At 68.8% G+C, this 18,322-nt stretch carries 12 protein-coding genes; 10 read left to right on the forward strand and 2 right to left on the reverse strand.

Annotation, left to right across the window (positions count from 1 at the left end; genetic code table 11):
* Nucleotides 1–62: 62 nt before the first annotated feature.
* Nucleotides 63–3,860 carry a GH92 family glycosyl hydrolase gene (locus IGS69_RS27130; protein WP_190903099.1) on the reverse strand — a complete coding sequence of 1,266 codons (3,798 nt, stop codon included), beginning with the start codon at nucleotides 3,858–3,860 and terminating at the stop codon, nucleotides 63–65.
* Nucleotides 3,861–4,228: 368 nt separating this feature from the next.
* Here IGS69_RS27130 and ngcE point away from each other — a divergent pair, with 368 nt between their 5' ends.
* The 9 genes from ngcE (at nucleotide 4,229) to IGS69_RS27175 (ending at nucleotide 16,499) form a co-directional block, all read left to right on the forward strand.
* The gene (ngcE, locus tag IGS69_RS27135) at nucleotides 4,229–5,683 is read left to right on the forward strand and encodes an N-acetylglucosamine/diacetylchitobiose ABC transporter substrate-binding protein (protein WP_190903100.1); all 1,455 of its coding nucleotides are present in this window, start codon (nucleotides 4,229–4,231) and stop codon (nucleotides 5,681–5,683) included.
* A gap of 43 nt (nucleotides 5,684–5,726) precedes the next feature.
* Nucleotides 5,727–6,653, forward strand: a complete 927-nt coding sequence (locus IGS69_RS27140) for a carbohydrate ABC transporter permease (RefSeq protein WP_190903101.1) — start codon at nucleotides 5,727–5,729, stop codon at nucleotides 6,651–6,653.
* A 3-nt stretch (nucleotides 6,654–6,656) separates the two neighbouring features.
* The gene (locus tag IGS69_RS27145) at nucleotides 6,657–7,580 is read left to right on the forward strand and encodes a carbohydrate ABC transporter permease (protein WP_190903102.1); all 924 of its coding nucleotides are present in this window, start codon (nucleotides 6,657–6,659) and stop codon (nucleotides 7,578–7,580) included.
* 450 nt (nucleotides 7,581–8,030) lie between these two features.
* Complete coding sequence (locus tag IGS69_RS27150) at nucleotides 8,031–9,242, forward strand: ROK family transcriptional regulator (protein WP_190903103.1); 1,212 nt, start codon at nucleotides 8,031–8,033, stop codon at nucleotides 9,240–9,242.
* Between the two features lie 133 nt (nucleotides 9,243–9,375).
* Nucleotides 9,376–10,476 carry an ABC transporter substrate-binding protein gene (locus tag IGS69_RS27155; protein ID WP_190904658.1) on the forward strand — a complete coding sequence of 367 codons (1,101 nt, stop codon included), beginning with the start codon at nucleotides 9,376–9,378 and terminating at the stop codon, nucleotides 10,474–10,476.
* Between the two features lie 189 nt (nucleotides 10,477–10,665).
* Nucleotides 10,666–11,457 (forward strand): ATP-binding cassette domain-containing protein, encoded by a 792-nt coding sequence (locus IGS69_RS27160; RefSeq protein ID WP_190903104.1) that lies wholly within the window; start codon nucleotides 10,666–10,668, stop codon nucleotides 11,455–11,457.
* Nucleotides 11,454–12,746, forward strand: a complete 1,293-nt coding sequence (locus tag IGS69_RS27165) for a sugar ABC transporter permease (protein WP_190903105.1) — start codon at nucleotides 11,454–11,456, stop codon at nucleotides 12,744–12,746. The genes IGS69_RS27160 and IGS69_RS27165 overlap by 4 nt, the downstream gene beginning before the upstream one ends.
* 179 nt (nucleotides 12,747–12,925) lie before the next feature.
* Nucleotides 12,926–14,848, forward strand: coding sequence for a 1-deoxy-D-xylulose-5-phosphate synthase (gene dxs, locus IGS69_RS27170; protein WP_190903106.1), 1,923 nt, complete (start codon nucleotides 12,926–12,928; stop codon nucleotides 14,846–14,848).
* A 136-nt stretch (nucleotides 14,849–14,984) separates the two neighbouring features.
* Complete coding sequence (locus IGS69_RS27175) at nucleotides 14,985–16,499, forward strand: amino acid permease (RefSeq protein WP_190903107.1); 1,515 nt, start codon at nucleotides 14,985–14,987, stop codon at nucleotides 16,497–16,499.
* Nucleotides 16,500–16,785: 286 nt separating this feature from the next.
* On the opposite strand, the gene IGS69_RS27180 is transcribed toward IGS69_RS27175, so the two are convergent.
* On the reverse strand, nucleotides 16,786–17,157 hold the full coding sequence (locus tag IGS69_RS27180) for a PIN domain-containing protein (protein ID WP_190903108.1): 372 nt from the start codon (nucleotides 17,155–17,157) through the stop codon (nucleotides 16,786–16,788).
* 81 nt (nucleotides 17,158–17,238) lie between these two features.
* Here IGS69_RS27180 and IGS69_RS27185 point away from each other — a divergent pair, with 81 nt between their 5' ends.
* A complete protein-coding gene (locus IGS69_RS27185; protein WP_190903109.1) occupies nucleotides 17,239–18,258 on the forward strand; it encodes a hypothetical protein in 1,020 nt (339 codons plus the stop codon).
* Nucleotides 18,259–18,322 lie beyond the last annotated feature (64 nt).

An 18,322-nucleotide genomic window follows, 5' to 3' on the forward strand; every position in this document is an offset into this window, starting at 1 on the left:
CGGGTCGGCACCCTCGGGCAGGACGGGCACGGGAAGCGGCATCGCACTGCCAACTCTGCTGCTCAGGAGAGCAGTTCGACCTCCGCCAGGGTGGCCTCGCCGTCGAGGACCAGGCGGTACTTCTGGTACGTACCCGGCGACCTCACGGAGAACGCGCGCGTCTGACGGTCCCAGGCGAAGGACTCCCCGGAGCGCCGGTCCAGCGTCCGCCAGGTGGTGCCGTCGGAGGAGCCCTGGAGCGTCCATCCGGCCGGTGCCTTCGCCCGGTCCGCCGACGAGGTCAGCGTGTACTGGACCGCCTCGGCTCCCTTGCGGACCGGCAGGTCCACGGAGGTCACCGCGGCGTCCGTCGCCGACGTGTCGTCGAACAGGGCGCCGTCACCCTCCAGCACGTCCGCGCGCGGCGCCGGCACCTCGTCGTCCCGGGTGATCGACACGGGCGCGGCGTGCTCGCCCGTGCCCCAGGACGACGGCCGCGAGCCCATGTCGAACTCCAGGACACCGCCCTTGGCGATCAGCGAGTGCGGCAGCGAGGTCTTCGTCCACGTCCGGCCGTTGACCTTCAGCCCCTGCACGTAGACGTTCTTCGCGCTGTTCCGGGGCGCCTTCACCACCAGCTCGCGCCCGTTCTCCAGATGCACGGTCGCCTTGGTGAACAGGGGTGAGCCGATCGCGTACTCGCCGCTGCCCATCACCAGCGGGTAGAAGCCGAGCGAGGAGAACAGGAACCAGGCCGACTGCTCGCCGTTGTCCTCGTCACCGTGGTAGCCCTGCCCGATCTCGCTGCCCGTGTACAGCCGGGACAGCACCTCGCGGACGTTCTTCTGCGCCTTCCAGGGCTGCCCGGCCGCGTCGTACATGTAGATCGCGTGGTGGGCGACCTGGTTGGAGTGCCCGTACATGCCCATCCGGACATCGCGCGCCTCGGTCATCTCGTGGATGACACCGCCGTAGGAGCCGACGAACTCGGGGGAGGCGGTCTCCGGGGTGGAGAAGTAGTCGTCGAGCTTGTCGGCGAGGCCCTTGCGCCCGCCGTACAGGTTCGCCAGGCCCCGGCTGTCCTGCGGGGCGGTGAAGGCGTAGCCGTACCCGTTGGTCTCGGTGTAGTCGTGGCCCCACACGCGCGGGTCGTACTTCGAGGACTCCACCCGCCAGTCGCCCTTGGCGTTGCGGCCCTGGAAGAACCCGGCCTTCGTGTCGAAGAGGTTCACATAGTCCCGGGCGCGGTTCAGGAAGTACTCCGACTCCTCCTTGTAGCGTCGCTCGCCGGTCTCCTCGTAGAGCTTCCGGCCCATGCGAGAGATGCCGTAGTCGTTGAGATAGCCCTCCAGCGCCCAGGACAGGCCCTCGTGGGTCTCGGTGCTCGTGTAGCCGAGGAAGGGGGAGGTGGCCATGCCCTTGCGGCCGACGCCCGAGTTCGGCGGTACGACCGTGGCGTTCTTCACCGCCGCGTCGTACGCCGCCTTCGCGTCGAAGTCGACGCCCTTGACGTACGCGTCCGCGAACGCCACGTCCGACGAGGTACCCGTCATGAGGTCCGCGTAGCCGGGGGAGGACCAGCGCGAGGTCCAGCCGCCGTCCTTGTACTGCTGCACGAACCCGTCGACCAGTTCACCCGCCCGGGACGGAGTGAGCAAGGAGTACGCCGGCCAGGTCGTCCGGTAGGTGTCCCAGAACCCGTTGTTCACGTACACCTTGCCGTCGACGATCTTCGCGCCGGTGTGCGTCGGGGTGTCCGGGTTCGGCATGGGGGAGAAGGGCGAGGCGTACCGGTGCTTCCCGCCGACCTTCTCGAAACCGGAGTTCGGATACAGGTACAGCCGGTACAGGCTGGAGTACAGCGTCGTCAGCTGGTCGGGGGTCGCGCCCTCGACCTCGACCTTGCCGAGCAGCCGGTCCCACTGCCGCTGTGCGCTCTTCTTGACGGCCTCGAAGGACTTCCCTTCGGGAATCTCCTGGCGGAGGTTGTCCTTGGCCTGGTCGAGGCTGATGAGCGAGGTCGCCAGGCGCAGGGTGACGGTCCGGTCGTCGGCCTTGAAGCGCAGGTACCCCTTCACACCGGCCGAGGAGCCCTCGCTCACCGGCTTGTCGAACTCGCCGTAGACGAACAGCCGGGTCGCGCCCGTCGACAGCCCGGACTTCACGTCCGAGTAGCCGGTGACGACCCCGTTCTCCTTGTCGAGCGTCAGCCCCGCCTGGTCGGTCACGTTGTCCAACAGGACACTCGCGTCGTCGCCGGGGTAGGTGAACCGCAGCGCCGCCGCGTGGTCCGTCGGCGCCATCTCCGCCTTCAGCCCGTTCTCGAACCGCACCCCGTAGTAGTACGGCCGCGCGGTCTCGTTCTCGTGCCGGAAGGCCAGCTCCCGGGCCTCCCGGCCCAGGTCCGGGGTCCCGGACGCGACGGACGGCATCACCTGGAAGGTCTGCCGGTCGCCCATCCAGGGACTCGGCTCGTGGCTCGCGCTGAACGCCTGGATCGTCGGCAGGTTGTCCGCGTTGTTGGCGCGTGCGTAGTCGTACAGCCAGCTCAGCGAGCCCGCGTTGGTCACCGGCGTCCAGAAGTTGAAGCCGTGCGGCACCGCCGTCGCGGGGAAGTTGTTGCCCCGGGAGAAGCCGCCGCTGGAGTTGGTGCCCCGGGTCGTGACCGCGTAGTCCGACAGATGCGCCTTCGGCCGCTCGGGGGCGACGGACTCGATGCTCACATCGTCCAGCCAGCCCCGGAACTTCGCCGGGCCCTTGGGGGAGTCGTAGGCCACCAGGATCCGGTCCACGGTCTTCCCGGCCGCGACCGAGCCGATCCGCGATTCCACGTTGTTCCACTGGTTGACGTAGAGGACCTTCGCCGCGCCCTGCCCCTGCGGGGTCAGCGGGAAGCCGTGCTGGTCGGTGGCGCGCAGGTCGCTCAGATGGGTGCCGTCGGTGAAGGCGAGGTCGACGGAGACGTTCGTCGCGTCGTAGTCGAGGTCACCGTCCGCCATGGACGGGAAGACGCGGTAGGCCAGCCGCGTGTTCCGGCCGACGGCCACGTTCACGTCGAAGACCTTGTTGTACGAGTACGCCCGGCCCTCTGCGGTGTGCCGGCCGGCGTAACGCAGGGCGCGCTTTCCGGTGAACCCGGCGCCCGCCTTCGCGGTGGGGGAGCCGCTCGGGCCCCGGTCGACGAGCGACAGCATGTCCTGCGGTACGGGCCCGTCGGCGCCGCCCGTGGACAGCTGGAGGTCGGCGAGCTGGAGGATGCCGCCGCCGTTGTTCCCGGTGACGTCCAGCCGGAAGTGCCGGTACTCGCCGGGTTCGGCGAGCTCGTACGTCTTCGTCTGGAAGCGCTCGGAGAAGGACTCGCCGGAGCGGGTGTCGAGCGTCTTCCACTCCTTCCCGTCGGCGGAGCCCTTCAGGGTCCAGTCCTTCGGGTCGCGCTCATCATGGTCATTGGCCGACGTCAGCGCATAACGCGTCAGTTTGATCGGTTTGTCCAGGTCGAACTCGGCCCAGCCGGTGGATGCGAAGACGAGCCACTTGGTGCTCGGCTCGCCGTCGACGAGGTTCTCCTTCACCTCCCCGCCGCCCGTGTTCTCGGCGCTGGCCCGGACGTCGGTGACCTGGTCGGTCACATTTCCCGGTATGCCGCTGCTGTAGCCGCCGTCGACTCCCGAGGCTCGTTTGCCGCCGCCCGGGGTGGTGTCGACGGTGTTCAGCCAGTCCGGAACCGGGTCATCCGACTCGAACGAGGACGCGAACTCCCGGTCGGGGGTTTCGGGGGCTTCGGGCCGTGCGACCGCAACGCCCTGTGAACTCAGGGCCAATGCGAAGGCGGTCGCCGACACGACCGCCGACCCCCATCTGTGCCGAGCTTTCCGCTGCATCAACGGGTACCCTCCCTGCGCAGTGGACAACGTTGTCACCTTCAATGCGCAAGGACCAGTAGTTGCCCAAGTGGCCGGGAGTGTCAAGGGTGTTGCCTGTGGCATTCGGGCGCGGTGACCGGGATATTTCCGGCGGAGCACCCACAGGTCACTCATACTTCCGCGAGGTCTCAACTCGGATAAGACCCACGGCCAACCCTGTGTTCGATGTTGATCCGCTGGCGGGAAGTGGACTATACCTGTCGCACGCTTCACCCGATTCGCACGTCACCACCCGCACTTTCCTGCACGACCCAGCTTGACCCGATCGCGGTGCCGGGAAGGATCCGGTTCACCGCCTGAGTCCTGGAGAAGGCGAGGACTTGAGCATGGGATCCACTTCCGCCGAGAACCACGGCACCGAAGGTGTCGGCCGCCGTGATCTGATCAAAAGGTCTGCCGCGCTCGGGCTGATCTCCGTCCCCACCATGAGCTTGTTGTCCGCCTGCGCCAGCAGCGGCGGCGACGACAGCGGGGACAAGGCCAAGGCCGGCAAGAAGACCGCGAAGAACCCGCTCGCCGTCAACGACACGGCCGGCATGGAATTCGTCCTGTTCGACGGCGGCTTCGGCAAGGAGTACGCCGAGGACGCCGTGAAGATCTACGAGAAGAACTTCCCCCAGGCCAAGGTGAAGTTCTCCGCCACCCAGAAGATCCAGTCCACGCTCCAGCCCCGCTTCAACCAGGGCACCCCGCCGGACCTCATCGACAACTCCGGCGCCGAGCAGATGGACATGGGCGTCCTGGTCGGCAAGAACCAGCTCTCCGACCTCACCCCGCTGCTGGACGCGCCCTCCTACGACGACCCGAACAAGAAGGTCCGCGACACGCTGCGCCCCGGCATCGTGGAGATGGGCCAGTTCGACGGCGAGAAGGTCTGGATCCTGTACTACGCCTACACGGTGTACGGCGTCTGGTATTCACAGAAGGCCCTGGACTCGCTCGACGAGCAGTACCCGGAGACCTGGGACCAGATGCTCGCGGTCTGCGCGAAGGCCAAGAAGAAGGGCATGGCGGGCTGGACGTACGCGGGCAAATACCCGTACTACATCCCCTTCTCCCTCTACCCGATGATCGGCAAGGTCGGCGGCCGCGAGGTCCTCGACGCGATCGACAACCTGGAGCCGAACGCCTGGAAGCACCCGGCCGTCAAGGCCTGTTTCGAGGCGTACTACGAGCTCTACAAAAAGGGTTACGTCCTCAAGGGCACCCCGGGCCTGGACCACATCCAGTCGCAGACCGCCTGGGCCGAGGGCAAGGCACTGTTCATCCCGAACGGCTCCTGGGTGGAGAACGAGTCGGCCAACGTCATCCCCGACGACTTCGACCTGGCCGTCTCCGCGCCGACCGGCCTCGACTCCTCCGACGCGATGCCCTTCGGCACCATCTGGGCCTCCGGCGGCGAGCCCTTCATCGTCCCGGCCAAGGCCAAGAACGCGGCCGGCGGCATGGAGCAACTGCGCATCATGCTCAGTGAGGCGTCGTCCAAGAACTTCACCGGCAAGGTGAAATCGCTGACCGCGTACAACGGCGGCACCGACGGCATCCCCCTCACCCCCGGCCTCAAATCCGGCGTCGCGGCGCTGGACAAGGCGGGCGAGAACGTGGTGAATCCCCGTCTGCAGGACTGGTACGTGCAGTTGCAGAAGGAGAAGATCGGTGTGTCCGGCCTGGGCGAGATGATGGCCGGCCGCCTCACCCCGGCCGAGGCCATCAAGAAGATCCAGGGTTTCGCCGACGAGGCGGCCAAGGACGACTCCATCAAGCACTACAAGCACCAGTAACGGCAACCGGAAAACCATTTTCCGCAACGGCACCGGAGTGGCGATGCAGCACGGCAAGTACCGGTTCATCGTGGGCTTCCTAGCGCTGCCCCTGGGACTGTACGCGCTCTTCGTGGTCTGGCCGTTCATCCAGTCCATCTACTACTCGTTCACGGACTGGACCGGCCTGAGCCCCGAATTCAAGATGGTCGGTTTCGACAACTACAGCCGGATGCTCGACGACGACATCTTCTGGAAGTCGCTGCAGCACAGCCTGCTGTTCGCCCTCCTGCTGCCGGTGGTGACGATCGGCCTGGCGCTGTTCTTCGCCTTCATGATCAACGTAGGCGGCAGAAAACGGAGAAACGGGCCCGTCATCACCGGCGTCCGCGGCTCCGGCTTCTACAAAATCGTCTACTTCTTTCCGCAGGTCCTCTCGATCGCCATCGTCGCGCTGCTGTTCGCGTTCGCGTACAACCCGGACAGCGGCGCGATCAACTCGCTCCTGCGCGGCGTCGGCCTGGACGACGTCCAGCCCCTCTGGCTGGGCGACCCCGATCTGGCCCTCTGGGCGGTGATGGGGGTCCTGGTCTGGTCCACGGTCGGTTTCTTCGTGGTCCTCTTCTCCGCCGGCATGGCCTCCATCCCGGCGGAGATGTACGAGGCCGCGCTCCTGGACGGCGCGAACCGCGTCACCACGTTCTTCCGGGTCACCCTGCCCCTGCTGTGGGACACGGTGCAGTCCGGCTGGGTCTACGTGGGCATCCTCGCCCTGGGCGCCGAGTCGTTCGCGGTCGTGCAGATCATGACGACCGGCCCGGGCGGTCCCGACTACTCGACCACCGTCATGGTCCTGTACGTGTACCAGAAGGCGTTCCGTGACGGGCAGGCCGCCTACGCCACCACCATCGGTGTCGCCCTGCTCGTCGTCACGCTGGCCTTCGCCGCCGTGGTGATGCGGCTGGGCCGTCGCGAGCGGCTGGAGTACTGACCCATGAAGACGACCGAAACCCCCGCGCCGCTGCCGGCCGAGTCCGGCGCACCGATCACCAAGACGGACCTCCAGCCGCCCCCTCCCGCCAAGGAGAGGAAGGAAGGCACGGTCCTCAACGTCTTCTCCCACGGCGTCCTGGTCATCTGGGCGTTCATGGTGGTCCTGCCGCTGCTCTGGGCGGTCATGACGTCCTTCAAGGACGACCGCTCCATCTTCAGCTCCCCCTGGTCGCTCCCGGACTCCCTGCACTTCGACAACTGGTCGCGGGCGTGGACGCAGGCCAACATGAGCGACTACTTCCTCAACACGGTCCTCGTGGTCGGCGGTTCACTCGTGGGAACCCTGGTCCTGGGCTCCATGGCGGCGTACGTCCTCGCCCGTTTCGACTTCCCGGGCAACCGCTTCATCTACTTCCTGTTCATCGGCGGCATGAGCTTCCCGATCATGCTCGCCCTGGTCCCCCTGTTCTACGTCGTGAACAACATGGGCCTGCTGAACACCATCCACGGGCTGATCCTGGTCTACATCGCCTACTCGCTGCCGTTCACGGTGTTCTTCCTCACGGCGTTCTTCCGCACGCTGCCGACGTCGATCGCCGAAGCGGCCTTCGTGGACGGGGCGTCCCACAGCCGCACGTTCTTCCAGATCATGCTGCCCATGGCCAAGCCGGGGCTGATCAGCGTCGGCATCTTCAACTTCCTCGGCCAGTGGAACCAGTACATGCTCCCCACGGTCCTCAATACCGACCCCGACAAGCGGGTCCTGACCCAGGGCCTGGTCCAGCTGGCCGTCAGCCAGGGCTACAAGGGCGACTGGTCGGGCCTCTTCGCGGGCCTCGTGATGGCGATGCTGCCGGTGCTGGCGGCGTACGTCATCTTCCAGCGACAGGTGGTGCAGGGGCTTACGGCGGGGGCGCTGAAGTAGGACGGCCGGGCCGCGGTACCGCCGGTTCCCACGACTCGGCGTCGCAGCCGGGGCCGGGTGGGTCCGCAGCCCGGCGCAGCGGGGTGCCGCTCTCCTTGGGACGGGTGCCGCCCCCAGCGGCACGCATGCCCGCAGCTAGCCGCCGGACGGCGCAAGGGGCCGTGTCGGGGGGTGTCCGCCCGCAGCGGTTGGCGCGTCAACGGACAGTCAGTCGGTATGAAGGTCCATCGCGCCGTTCCGAGGACGGACACCCCCCGGCGCGGCCCCGGCCCCCCACCCGCCGGTCAGGCGGAAGCGCGAACCCCCACGTAGCCCTGCGCAACCACCCGCATACCCCTCGGAATCAGTTCAACCTCTTGACGGGAGGCAACCCGAACGGCTCAGCTTAGAGTTCACTAGTTGGACATAGACGGGGCCTCATCGAGGCGGCCCCGCGCGCAGGAGGTCGTCGTGGAGACTCCGGGGTCGCAGTCATCGCTGCACCGAGCCAACCTGGAGCGTGTCGTACGAGCCGTGCGCCTGGCGGGCTCCCTCACCCAGGCCGAGATCGCGAGGACGACAGGCCTGTCCGCGGCGACGGTCTCCAACATCGTCCGGGAGTTGAAGGACAGCGGCACCGTCGAGGTCACACCGACCTCCGCCGGCGGCCGCCGCGCCCGCAGCGTGTCGCTCAGCGGCGACGCCGGCATCGTCATCGGCGTCGACTTCGGCCACACCCACCTCCGCGTCGCCATCGGCAACCTCGCCCACCAGGTCCTCGCCGAGGAGTCCGAGCCCCTGGACGTGGACGCCTCGTCCACCCAGGGCTTCGACCGCGCGGAACAGCTGGTCACCCGCCTGATCGAAGCCACCGGCGTGGACCGCTCCAAGATCGCCGGCGTCGGCCTCGGCGTCCCCGGCCCCATCGACGTCGAGTCCGGCACCCTCGGCTCGACCGCCATCCTCCCGGGATGGACCGGCACCAACCCCGCCGAGGAGCTGCGCGGCCGCCTCGGCGTCCCCGTGCACGTGGACAACGACGCCAACCTCGGCGCCCTCGGCGAGATGGTCTGGGGCAGCGGCCGAGGCGTCCGCGACCTGGCCTACATCAAGGTCGCCAGCGGCGTCGGCGCCGGCCTGGTGATCAGCGGCAAGATCTACCGCGGCCCCGGCGGCACCGCCGGAGAAATCGGGCATATTACACTCGATGAATCCGGCCCGGTCTGCCGATGCGGAAACCGCGGCTGCCTGGAGACCTTCACGGCCGCGCGCTACGTGCTCCCGCTCCTCCAGTCCAGTCACGGCACCGATCTGACCATGGAGGGCGTCGTACGGCTGGCGCGGGACGGAGATCCGGGCTGCCGTCGGGTGATCGCCGACGTCGGCCGCCACATCGGCAGCGGAGTGGCCAATCTCTGCAATCTGCTGAACCCGAGCCGCGTGGTCCTCGGCGGTGATCTCGCCGAGGCCGGTGAGCTGGTCCTCGGGCCGATCCGGGAGTCCGTCGGCCGCTACGCCATCCCCAGCGCGGCACGCCAGTTGTCCGTTCTCCCCGGTGCCCTCGGCGGCCGTGCGGAGGTGCTCGGAGCGCTCGCCCTCGCCCTCAGCGAGATGGGCGATTCGACGCTTTTGGACGGGACGGCTCCCGGTGCCCTCCAGGCAGTCACCCCTGCCTTCACTTAGAGAACGGATGGCACCGTTGCCATCTCGTTAAGGATTTACTTCTTGACGTCGCACGTGTGGCCGAGTTGACTTCCAGCCACCTCGGCCGCAATGTCGCGGCCTCGTCAGGGAGGTTTCTGAAGTGAACACGCGTATGCGTCGCGCCGCTGTTGCTGTTGCCGCCGGTGCGATGGCCGTTTCGCTTGCTGCCTGTGGCAGCGCCAAGGAGTCGGGTGACAACGCCGACTCCACCGGGTCCGCCAAGAAGGGCGACGACATCAAGGTCGGCCTGCTCCTTCCGGAGAACGCGACCGCCCGTTACGAGAAGTTCGACCGGGTGCTCATCGAGAAGAAGGTCAAGGAGCTCACCGGCGGCAAGGGCGAGGTCGTCTACGCCAACGCCAAGCAGGACGCCAGCACCCAGAACCAGCAGGTCGACACGATGGTGACCAACAAGGTCGACGTGCTGATCGTGGACGCGGTGGACTCCAAGGCCATCGCCGGCTCGGTGAAGAAGGCCAAGGACGCCGGCATCCCCGTCGTCGCCTACGACCGCCTGGCCGAGGGCCCGATCGACGCCTACACCTCGTTCGACAACGTCACCGTCGGCAAGACGCAGGGCGAGGCCCTGCTGAAGGCCCTCGGCGACAAGGCCAAGGACGGCCAGATCGTCATGATGAACGGGTCCTCCACCGACCCGAACGCCGCCCAGTTCAAGCAGGGTGCCCACGAGGTGCTCGACGGCAAGGTGAAGGTCGGCCGCGAGTACGACACCAAGGAGTGGAAGCCGGAGAACGCCAACGCCAACATGGAGGGCGCCATCTCCGCCCTCGGCAAGGACAAGATCGTCGGCGTCTACTCCGCCAACGACGGCATGGCGGGCGGCATCATCACCGCCCTGAAGGCCGCCGGCCTCGAGGACATCCCCGTCACCGGCCAGGACGCCGAACTCTCCGGCGTGCAGCGCATCGTCACCGGTGAGCAGTACATGAGCGTCTACAAGCCCTACCCCCAGGAGGCGGACGTCGCGGCCGAGATGGCCGTCGCCCTCGCCCAGGGCAAGTCGCTCGACTCGATCGCCAAGGACAAGGTCGACAGCCCGACCACCAAGGCCATCCCCTCCGTCCTCGTCCCGGTCGTCTCGCTGACGAAGGACAACATCAACGACACCGTCATCAAGGACGGCATCTACACCGTGAACGAGATCTGCGCGGGCAAGTACAAGGCCGCCTGCGACAAGATCGGTCTCAAGTAAGCGACCGCCAAGTCCCCTGCGGAGCACGGGAGTCCGAGCCGGGCTCCCGTGACTCCATGCAGGGGCCGGTCCGCCCCCGAGTTCCTCCGGCGCCCCGCCACATCAGCCCCGCAAGCTCTGCGGGGCGCCGGACGGATCACTCCTCCCACACTTCTGCACAACCTCCCGCCGGGTCAGGCGGCGAAGGAGATGGTTCACGTGTCCGCTACGCCCGTGCTGGCGTTGCGCGGGGTCTCCAAGCGGTTCGGTGCCGTTCAGGCGCTCACCGACGTAGAGCTTGAGGTCCACGCCGGTGAAGTGGTCGCCCTGGTCGGCGACAACGGAGCCGGAAAGTCCACGCTGGTCAAGACGATCGCCGGCGTGCACCCCATCGATGAGGGCGTCATCGAATGGGACGGCAGGTCCGTCCAGATCAGCAAGCCGCACGACGCCCAGAACCTGGGCATCGCGACCGTCTACCAGGACCTCGCGCTCTGCGACAACATCGACGTCGTCGGCAACCTCTACCTGGGCCGGGAGATCCGCAAGCGCGGCGTTCTGGACGAGGTGGAGATGGAGCGCCGCTCCCGCGAGCTGCTCGACACGCTGTCGATCCGCATCCCCAGCGTGCGCATCCCGATCGCCTCGCTCTCCGGCGGTCAGCGCCAGACCGTGGCCATCGCCCGTTCCATGCTCGGCGAGCCCAAGCTGGTCATCCTCGACGAGCCCACCGCCGCCCTCGGCGTCGAGCAGACCGCACAGGTCCTCGACCTGGTCGAGCGGCTGCGCGAGCGCGGCCACGCCGTGATCCTCATCAGCCACAACATGGCCGATGTGAAGGCCGTCGCGGACAAGGTCGCCGTGCTGCGCCTCGGGCGCAACAACGGCGTCTTCGAGGTCAAGTCGACCTCGCAGGAAGAGATCATCTCCGCCATCACCGGCGCCACCGACAACGCCGTGACCCGCCGTGCGGCGCGCACGAACGGGGAGGTTTCCAAGTGAGCATCGACAAGACCTCCGCGGCTCCGGACGACCACGTCGTGGAGAACCCCGAGGCGGCCAAGGCGGCCGTCACGGTGGTCGACCCCCGGCTGCTGGTCCGCGAGCAGGGCCTCAAGGGCTACGTCACCGAGTTCAAGCGGAAGATGAAGTCCGGTGACCTGGGCTCCATCCCGGTCGTCATCGGCCTGGCGATCATCTGGATCATCTTCACGAGCCTGAACCCCAACTTCCTCACCGCGGGCAACCTGTCCGACATGTCCGTCGCCATGGTCGGCACCGGCATGATCGCCGTCGGCATCGTCTTCGTGCTGCTGCTCGGCGAGATCGACCTGTCGGTCGGCTCGGTGTCCGGTGTGGCGGGTGCGTCCTTCGCGGTGCTGAACGTCACCAACGGCATGAACGAGTGGCTCGCCTTCGTGCTGGCCATCCTCACCGGCACCGTCGCCGGCGTGCTGCACGGCTTCTTCTTCGCGAAGATCGGCGTCCCCGCGTTCGCCGTCACCCTGGCCGGTCTGCTGTTCTGGAACGGCTTCATGCTCCAGATCCTCGGCGACAACGGCACGATCAACCTCGACCCGGACGGGGTCGTGGCCCAGCTGACCAGCTACTACTTCTCCGACGTGGCCGCCGCGTACGCGCTGGCCGCCGTGGTGACCGCCGGGTTCTTCCTCAGCTCCTTCCTCGGCAACCGGCGCCGCGAGGCCGCGGGCGTGCCGTCGAGGCCGCTGAGCGAGACCATCGTGCGGACCGTGCTGCTGGCGGTGCTCGCCTTCACCGTCGCCATCGTCTTCAACCAGTACAAGGGCCTGCCGCTCGCCGTGGTGATCTTCATCGCGGTGCTGCTGGTCACGGACTTCGTGCTGCGCCGCACGTCGTACGGCCGGAAGGTGTTCGCGCTCGGCGGCAGCGTCGAGGCGTCCCGCCGTGCCGGTATCAACGTGGAGATGGTCCGGATCTCGGTGTTCGCGATCTCCGGCACCTTCGCCGCGGTGGGCGGCCTGTTCATCGCCTCCAAGATCGCCGCGGCCAACCAGGGCGCCGGCGGTGGTGACCTGCTGATGAACGCGATCGCCGCGGCGGTGATCGGTGGCACGTCGCTGTTCGGCGGCCGTGGACGCACCTGGAACGCCCTGCTCGGTGTGCTGGTGATCGTGTCCATCCAGTACGGCCTCGCCCTGGAGGGCATCGCCTCCCCGGTGCAGTACATGATCACCGGTGGTGTGCTGTTGGCCACGGTCGTCATCGACGCCGTCACCCGCAAGACGCAGAAGACCGCCGGGCGCGCGTAACGCCCGCACCCGCCTGTGCCCGGTACCTCCCAGGTACCGGGCACAGGTGTGTCGTAGGTGTGGCACAAGATGGGTACAGCCGAACGCGTGACGTACGACGCGAGGCCACGGAGCCGCCCGCAAAGGCGGAACATTAGACTCGACAAGCCCGGCAACAGCTCTACTGCAAGGAGGCACGGGTGCCGCTGCTGACCCGTATCAGGGGACCGCGTGATCTGGACCGGCTCAACCTGGAGGAGCTGAACCAGCTGGCGGAGGAGATCCGGACCTTCCTTGTGGAAGCGGTCTCCAAGACCGGCGGTCACCTCGGCCCCAACCTCGGCGTGGTGGAGCTCACCATCGCCCTGCACCGGGTCTTCGACTCGCCCCGTGACAAGGTGCTCTGGGACACCGGCCACCAGTCCTACGTCCACAAGCTGCTCACCGGCCGCCAGGACTTCTCGAAGCTGAAGATGAAGGGCGGCCTGTCCGGCTACCCCTCGCAGGCCGAGTCCGAGCACGACGTCATCGAGAACTCGCACGCCTCGACCGTCCTCGGCTGGGCCGACGGCATCGCCAAGGCCAACCAGATCCTCGAGCGCGACGACCACGTCGTCGCCGTGATCGGTGACGGCGCCCTGACCGGCGGCATGGCCTGGGAGGCGCTGAACAACATCGCCGACGCCAAGGACCGCCCGCTCGTCATCGTCGTCAACGACAACGAGCGCTCCTACGCGCCGACCATCGGCGGCCTCGCCAACCACCTCGCGACGCTGCGCACGACGGACGGCTACGAGCGCTTCCTCGCCCGCACCAAGGAGGTTCTGGAGCGCACCCCCGTGGTCGGCCAGGCGCTCTACGACACCCTGCACGGCGCCAAGAAGGGCCTGAAGGACTTCATCGCCCCGCAGGGCATGTTCGAGGACCTCGGCCTCAAGTACGTCGGGCCGATCGACGGGCACGACCTGGAGGCCCTGGAGTCCGCGCTCGCCAAGGCCAAGCGGTTCGGCGGGCCGGTCATCGTGCACTGCCTCACCGAGAAGGGCCGCGGCTACCAGCCCGCCCTCCAGGACGAGGCGGACCGCTTCCACGCCGTCGGCAAGATCCACCCCGACACGGGCCTGCCGATCGCCAGCTCCGGCGCCGACTGGACCTCCGTGTTCGGCGAGGAGATGGTCAGGCTCGGCGAGGAGCGCGAGGACATCGTCGCCATCACGGCCGCCATGCTCCAGCCCGTGGGCCTCGACAAGTTCGCCAAGCGCTTCCCCAAACGGGTCTACGACGTCGGCATCGCCGAGCAGCACGGCGCCGTCTCCGCGGCCGGCCTGGCCACGGGCGGCGTGCACCCGGTCTTCGCCGTCTACGCCACCTTCCTCAACCGCGCCTTCGACCAGGTGCTGATGGACGTGGCCCTGCACAAGTGCGGCGTCACGTTCGTGCTCGACCGGGCCGGGGTCACCGGCACCGACGGCGCCTCCCACAACGGCATGTGGGACATGTCGATCCTCCAGGTCGTGCCCGGACTGCGGCTGGCCGCACCGCGTGACGCCGACCAGGTCCGCGCCCAGCTGCGCGAGGCCGTCGCCGTCGACGACGCGCCGACCGTGGTCCGCTTCTCCAAGGGCGCCGTCGGCCCCGCCGTGCCCGCCGTGCGGCGCGTGGGCGGCATGGACGTCCTGCGCGAGCCCGGCACCGACCGGCCGGACGTCCTGCTGGTCTCCGTCGGCGCCCTCGCGCCGATGTGCCTGGAGATCGCCGGCCTGCTCGACAAGCAGGGCATCTCCACGACCGTCGTCGACCCGCGCTGGGTCAAGCCCGTCGACGAGGCCATGGCCCCGCTCGCCGAGCAGCACCGCGTGGTCGTCACCGTCGAGGACAACAGCCGGGTCGGCGGCGTGGGTTCGGCGGTCGCGCAGGCGCTGCGCGACGCGGGTGTGGATGTGCCGCTGCGCGACTTCGGCATCCCGCCGCGCTTCCTCGACCACGCCTCGCGTGCCGAGGTCCTGGCCGAGATCGGTCTGACCGCGCCGGACATCGCCCGGCAGGTGACCGGGCTGGTCGCCCGCCTCGACGGCCGCTACGAGCGGTCCGCCGCGGACGCTGTGGAAACCGCGCGCGACTGACACCGCTGAATGGGCCGGTTTCACCACCGTGAAGGGTGGTGAAACCGGCCCAATGGCGTGAATCCTCCCCCGTCGGGGCATACGGATGGTGCCCCCTCTCGATCATGTCGAGGACGACAAGCGTGGGAGGTACCCCGTGAGCAGTACCCTCTTCCGGACGAAGAAGGTCGAGCAGTCCATCCTCGACACCGAGGAACCAGAGCACGCGCTCAAGAAGTCCCTGTCCGCGCTGGATCTGACCGTCTTCGGCGTCGGTGTGATCATCGGCACGGGCATCTTCGTCCTCACCGGCACAGTCGCCAAGAACAACGCCGGGCCCGCGACGGCCCTGGCGTTCGTGGCGGCCGGCGTCGCCTGCGCCCTGGCCGCGCTCTGCTACGCCGAGTTCGCCTCCACGGTTCCGGTCGCCGGGTCCGCCTACACGTTCTCCTACGCCTCGCTGGGGGAGCTTCCCGCCTGGATCATCGGCTGGGACCTGGTCCTGGAGTTCGCGCTGGGGACGGCGGTGGTGGCCGTCGGCTGGTCCGGCTACATCCAGTCGCTCCTGGAGAACGCGGGCTGGACCATGCCCGCGGCGCTGGGCAGCCGGGAAGGGGCCGACACCTTCGGCTTCGACATCCTCGCCGCAGCGCTCGTCCTCGTCCTCACCGTCATCCTCGTGATCGGCATGAAGCTGTCCGCGCGGATCACGTCGGTCGTCGTCGCCATCAAGGTGACCGTCGTCCTCGTCGTGATCATCGCGGGTGCGTTCCTCATCGACGGCAAGAACTACGACCCGTTCATCCCGGAGGAGAAGCCGGTGGAGGCGGGGTCGAGCCTCGACTCCCCGCTGATCCAGTTGATGTTCGGCTGGGCGCCCTCCAACTTCGGCGTGATGGGCATCTTCACGGCGGCCTCGGTCGTGTTCTTCGCCTTCATCGGCTTCGACGTCGTGGCCACGGCCGCGGAGGAGACCAAGCAGCCGCAGCGCGACATGCCGCGTGGCATCCTCGGCTCCCTCGTGATCTGCACGACGCTGTACGTCCTCGTGTCGATCGTCGTCACCGGCATGCAGCACTACAGCCAGCTGTCCGTCGACGCGCCGCTGGCCGATGCCTTCAAGGCGACCGGGCATCCGTGGTTCGCGGGCTTCATCAGCTTCGGCGCCGCGGTCGGCCTGACGACGGTGTGCATGATCCTGCTGCTGGGGCAGACCCGGGTGTTCTTCGCGATGAGCCGGGACGGGCTGCTGCCGCGGTTCTTCTCGCACGTCCACCCGCGGTTCAAGACGCCGCACCGGCCGACGATCCTGCTCGGCGTGATCATCGCGATCCTCGCCGGGTTCACGCCGCTGACGGAACTGGCCGCGCTGGTGAACATCGGCACGCTGTTCGCCTTCGTGGTCGTCGCCATCGGCGTGATCATCCTCCGCAAGAGGCGGCCCGACCTGCCGCGGTCGTTCCGTACGCCGTGGGTGCCGGTCGTTCCGATCCTGTCGGTGTGCGCCTCGCTGTGGCTGATGATCAACCTGCCCGCCGAGACGTGGGTCCGCTTCGCCATCTGGATGGCCGCCGGCTTCCTCGTCTACTTCCTGTACGGCCGCAACCACAGCCGCTTGGCGCGCCGCGAGCCGGGGGAGGAGCAGCCGAGCGTGGGGGGTGGCACGGCGTAAGCGGCTGCGGCTGCGGCTTCGCCTGACCGGTGGAGGTGGGTCGGGGCCGCGCCGTACGGCGGCGGGTGCGGGCGCGCCCAGCTGCGGGCATGCGTGCCGCTCGGGGCGGCACGGGTGGGCGCAGCGGCACCCCGTTCCGCCGGGCTGCGGACCCACCCGGCCTCAGCACGGACGGGGAGCACCCCGAGACGCCGGGTCGCGGACCCACCACACCTCGGCCCCGACGCCGGGTACCTGGCAACACCGGGCCGCGGACCCACCCGCCCCCGCCCCGACCTCGAGATCCCTACGGGCGAACAGTTCGCGGTCCCGCCACATCCGCCCCCAGCTCCCGGACCCGCCTCCGCAGCTCCCGGTCCGCCGTGATCACCAGGACGGGACGGTCACCGGCCGAGGCCACCAGATCGACGATGTGGTCGTCTCCGCTGCCCGGGGCGGACGACACCCGTACCCCCGGCACGGACTCCACCCCGCGCGCCGCCCCCTCCACGACCATGACGATCTCCGCCGGCCCGGACACCGCCGGAACCCCCTCCGACGCCAGCCGGTCACGCAGCCGCTCCGCCGCGCCCCGGCGGTCCCGCCACCACCCGTCCGGCACGGAACCGATGACGTTCGCGGCGTCGACGATGACCAGGACAGGCGCGGTGTCGTTCATGTGGCCAGGGTCGCACGGGAGATGGACGTGAGGCTGGAGCGGGCGGCACGCCGGGCCCTGTCGGCCGCATAAAGTGAACACGTGAACGGCGACTGGCTCATCCGCGGCCGCGACGGCCGCCTCACTGTCTATCTGCCCTCCGGCGAAGCCGTCCTGTGCCGTGCGGAACGCGGCCCCGCGGGCCCCTGGGAGGACACCGCGCGCACCGTCGGCGGCAGCCAGAAGCTGCACCCGGGCGCGGCGGTCGGCCAGGGCACCGACGGGTACGCGCACCTGGCCGCCTGGCGGCCCACCGTGCCGGGGGAGTCGGGGCTCGTGCACACCACGCACTTCCGGCCCGGGCTCGCACCGCTGGACTGGATCCCGATCGGGCACCCGGACCAGAAGGGCGACCGGACGGGCCCACCGGCGGTCGCCGTCGACGGCGCGGGGCGTGGCTACGTCTTCGTCCGGAACAAGGGCGGCGGGGTGAGCCTGCGCAACCAGAAGGTCAAGGGCGGCTGGGGCGGCTGGCTGGACCTCGGAGGGCATGACGTCGAGGGGGAGTTGACCGCCGTGGCGGGGGAGTCCGGGCTCGTGGAGCTGTACGCCTCCGCACCCGGCGGGATCCTGCGCTGGCGGCAGGAGGGGGACGGGAAGAAGCCGGTGCAGGCCGAGGGCGTCGACGCCCCCGTCCGTCCGGGGACCCTGCGCGCGCTCGCCACGTCCGCCGAGCACACCACCCTGTTCTTCACGAACCTGTCCGGAGACCTGTGCGCCTGGCGTCCCGGTGAGAAGCCGGTGACCCTGCTGGCGTCGGCCGGGCCGGGGCCGGTCCGCGCCGTGCGGTGTGTCATCGAGGGGCACGACTGCACGGTGCTCGCGCAGCGGTCGGCGAGCGGCCGGGTCGCCTTCGCCGCGTATCCGACCGAGCAGGAGGCGGCCGGTGCCTGGTGGACCGAGTCCGGGCCCGCGCTGCCCGCCGACGCCACGGTGTCGGTGGCGCTCGACGAGCACGACGAGGTCGTCGCCGCCTCCCTCTCGCCCTCGACCGGGACCGTGCTGCTCACCCGCCGCAAGGACGAGCCGGGGCTCGCGCTGGAGGCCTGGCGGGAGATCTGACGCCAGGTAAAAAAAGGGGGGCGGGTGCACGGATTGTTGCCGTACGCCCCACCCCCCTCAGGGG

The sequence above is a fragment of the Streptomyces tuirus genome, from assembly GCF_014701095.1.
Taxonomy (GTDB): Bacteria; Actinomycetota; Actinomycetes; order Streptomycetales; family Streptomycetaceae; genus Streptomyces; species Streptomyces tuirus.

Excerpts from the sequence above, each read along its gene's own strand:
- IGS69_RS27160 (WP_190903104.1), top strand. The coding sequence starts at position 10,666 with ATGGTTCACGTGTCCGCTACGCCCGTGCTGGCGTTGCGCGGGGTCTCC.
- IGS69_RS27180 (WP_190903108.1), bottom strand. The coding sequence starts at position 17,157 with ATGAACGACACCGCGCCTGTCCTGGTCATCGTCGACGCCGCGAACGTC.
- IGS69_RS27155 (WP_190904658.1), top strand. The coding sequence starts at position 9,376 with ATGCGTCGCGCCGCTGTTGCTGTTGCCGCCGGTGCGATGGCCGTTTCG.
- IGS69_RS27145 (WP_190903102.1), top strand. The coding sequence starts at position 6,657 with ATGAAGACGACCGAAACCCCCGCGCCGCTGCCGGCCGAGTCCGGCGCA.
- IGS69_RS27140 (WP_190903101.1), top strand. The coding sequence starts at position 5,727 with ATGCAGCACGGCAAGTACCGGTTCATCGTGGGCTTCCTAGCGCTGCCC.
- IGS69_RS27130 (WP_190903099.1), bottom strand. The coding sequence starts at position 3,860 with ATGCAGCGGAAAGCTCGGCACAGATGGGGGTCGGCGGTCGTGTCGGCG.
- ngcE (WP_190903100.1), top strand. The coding sequence starts at position 4,229 with ATGGGATCCACTTCCGCCGAGAACCACGGCACCGAAGGTGTCGGCCGC.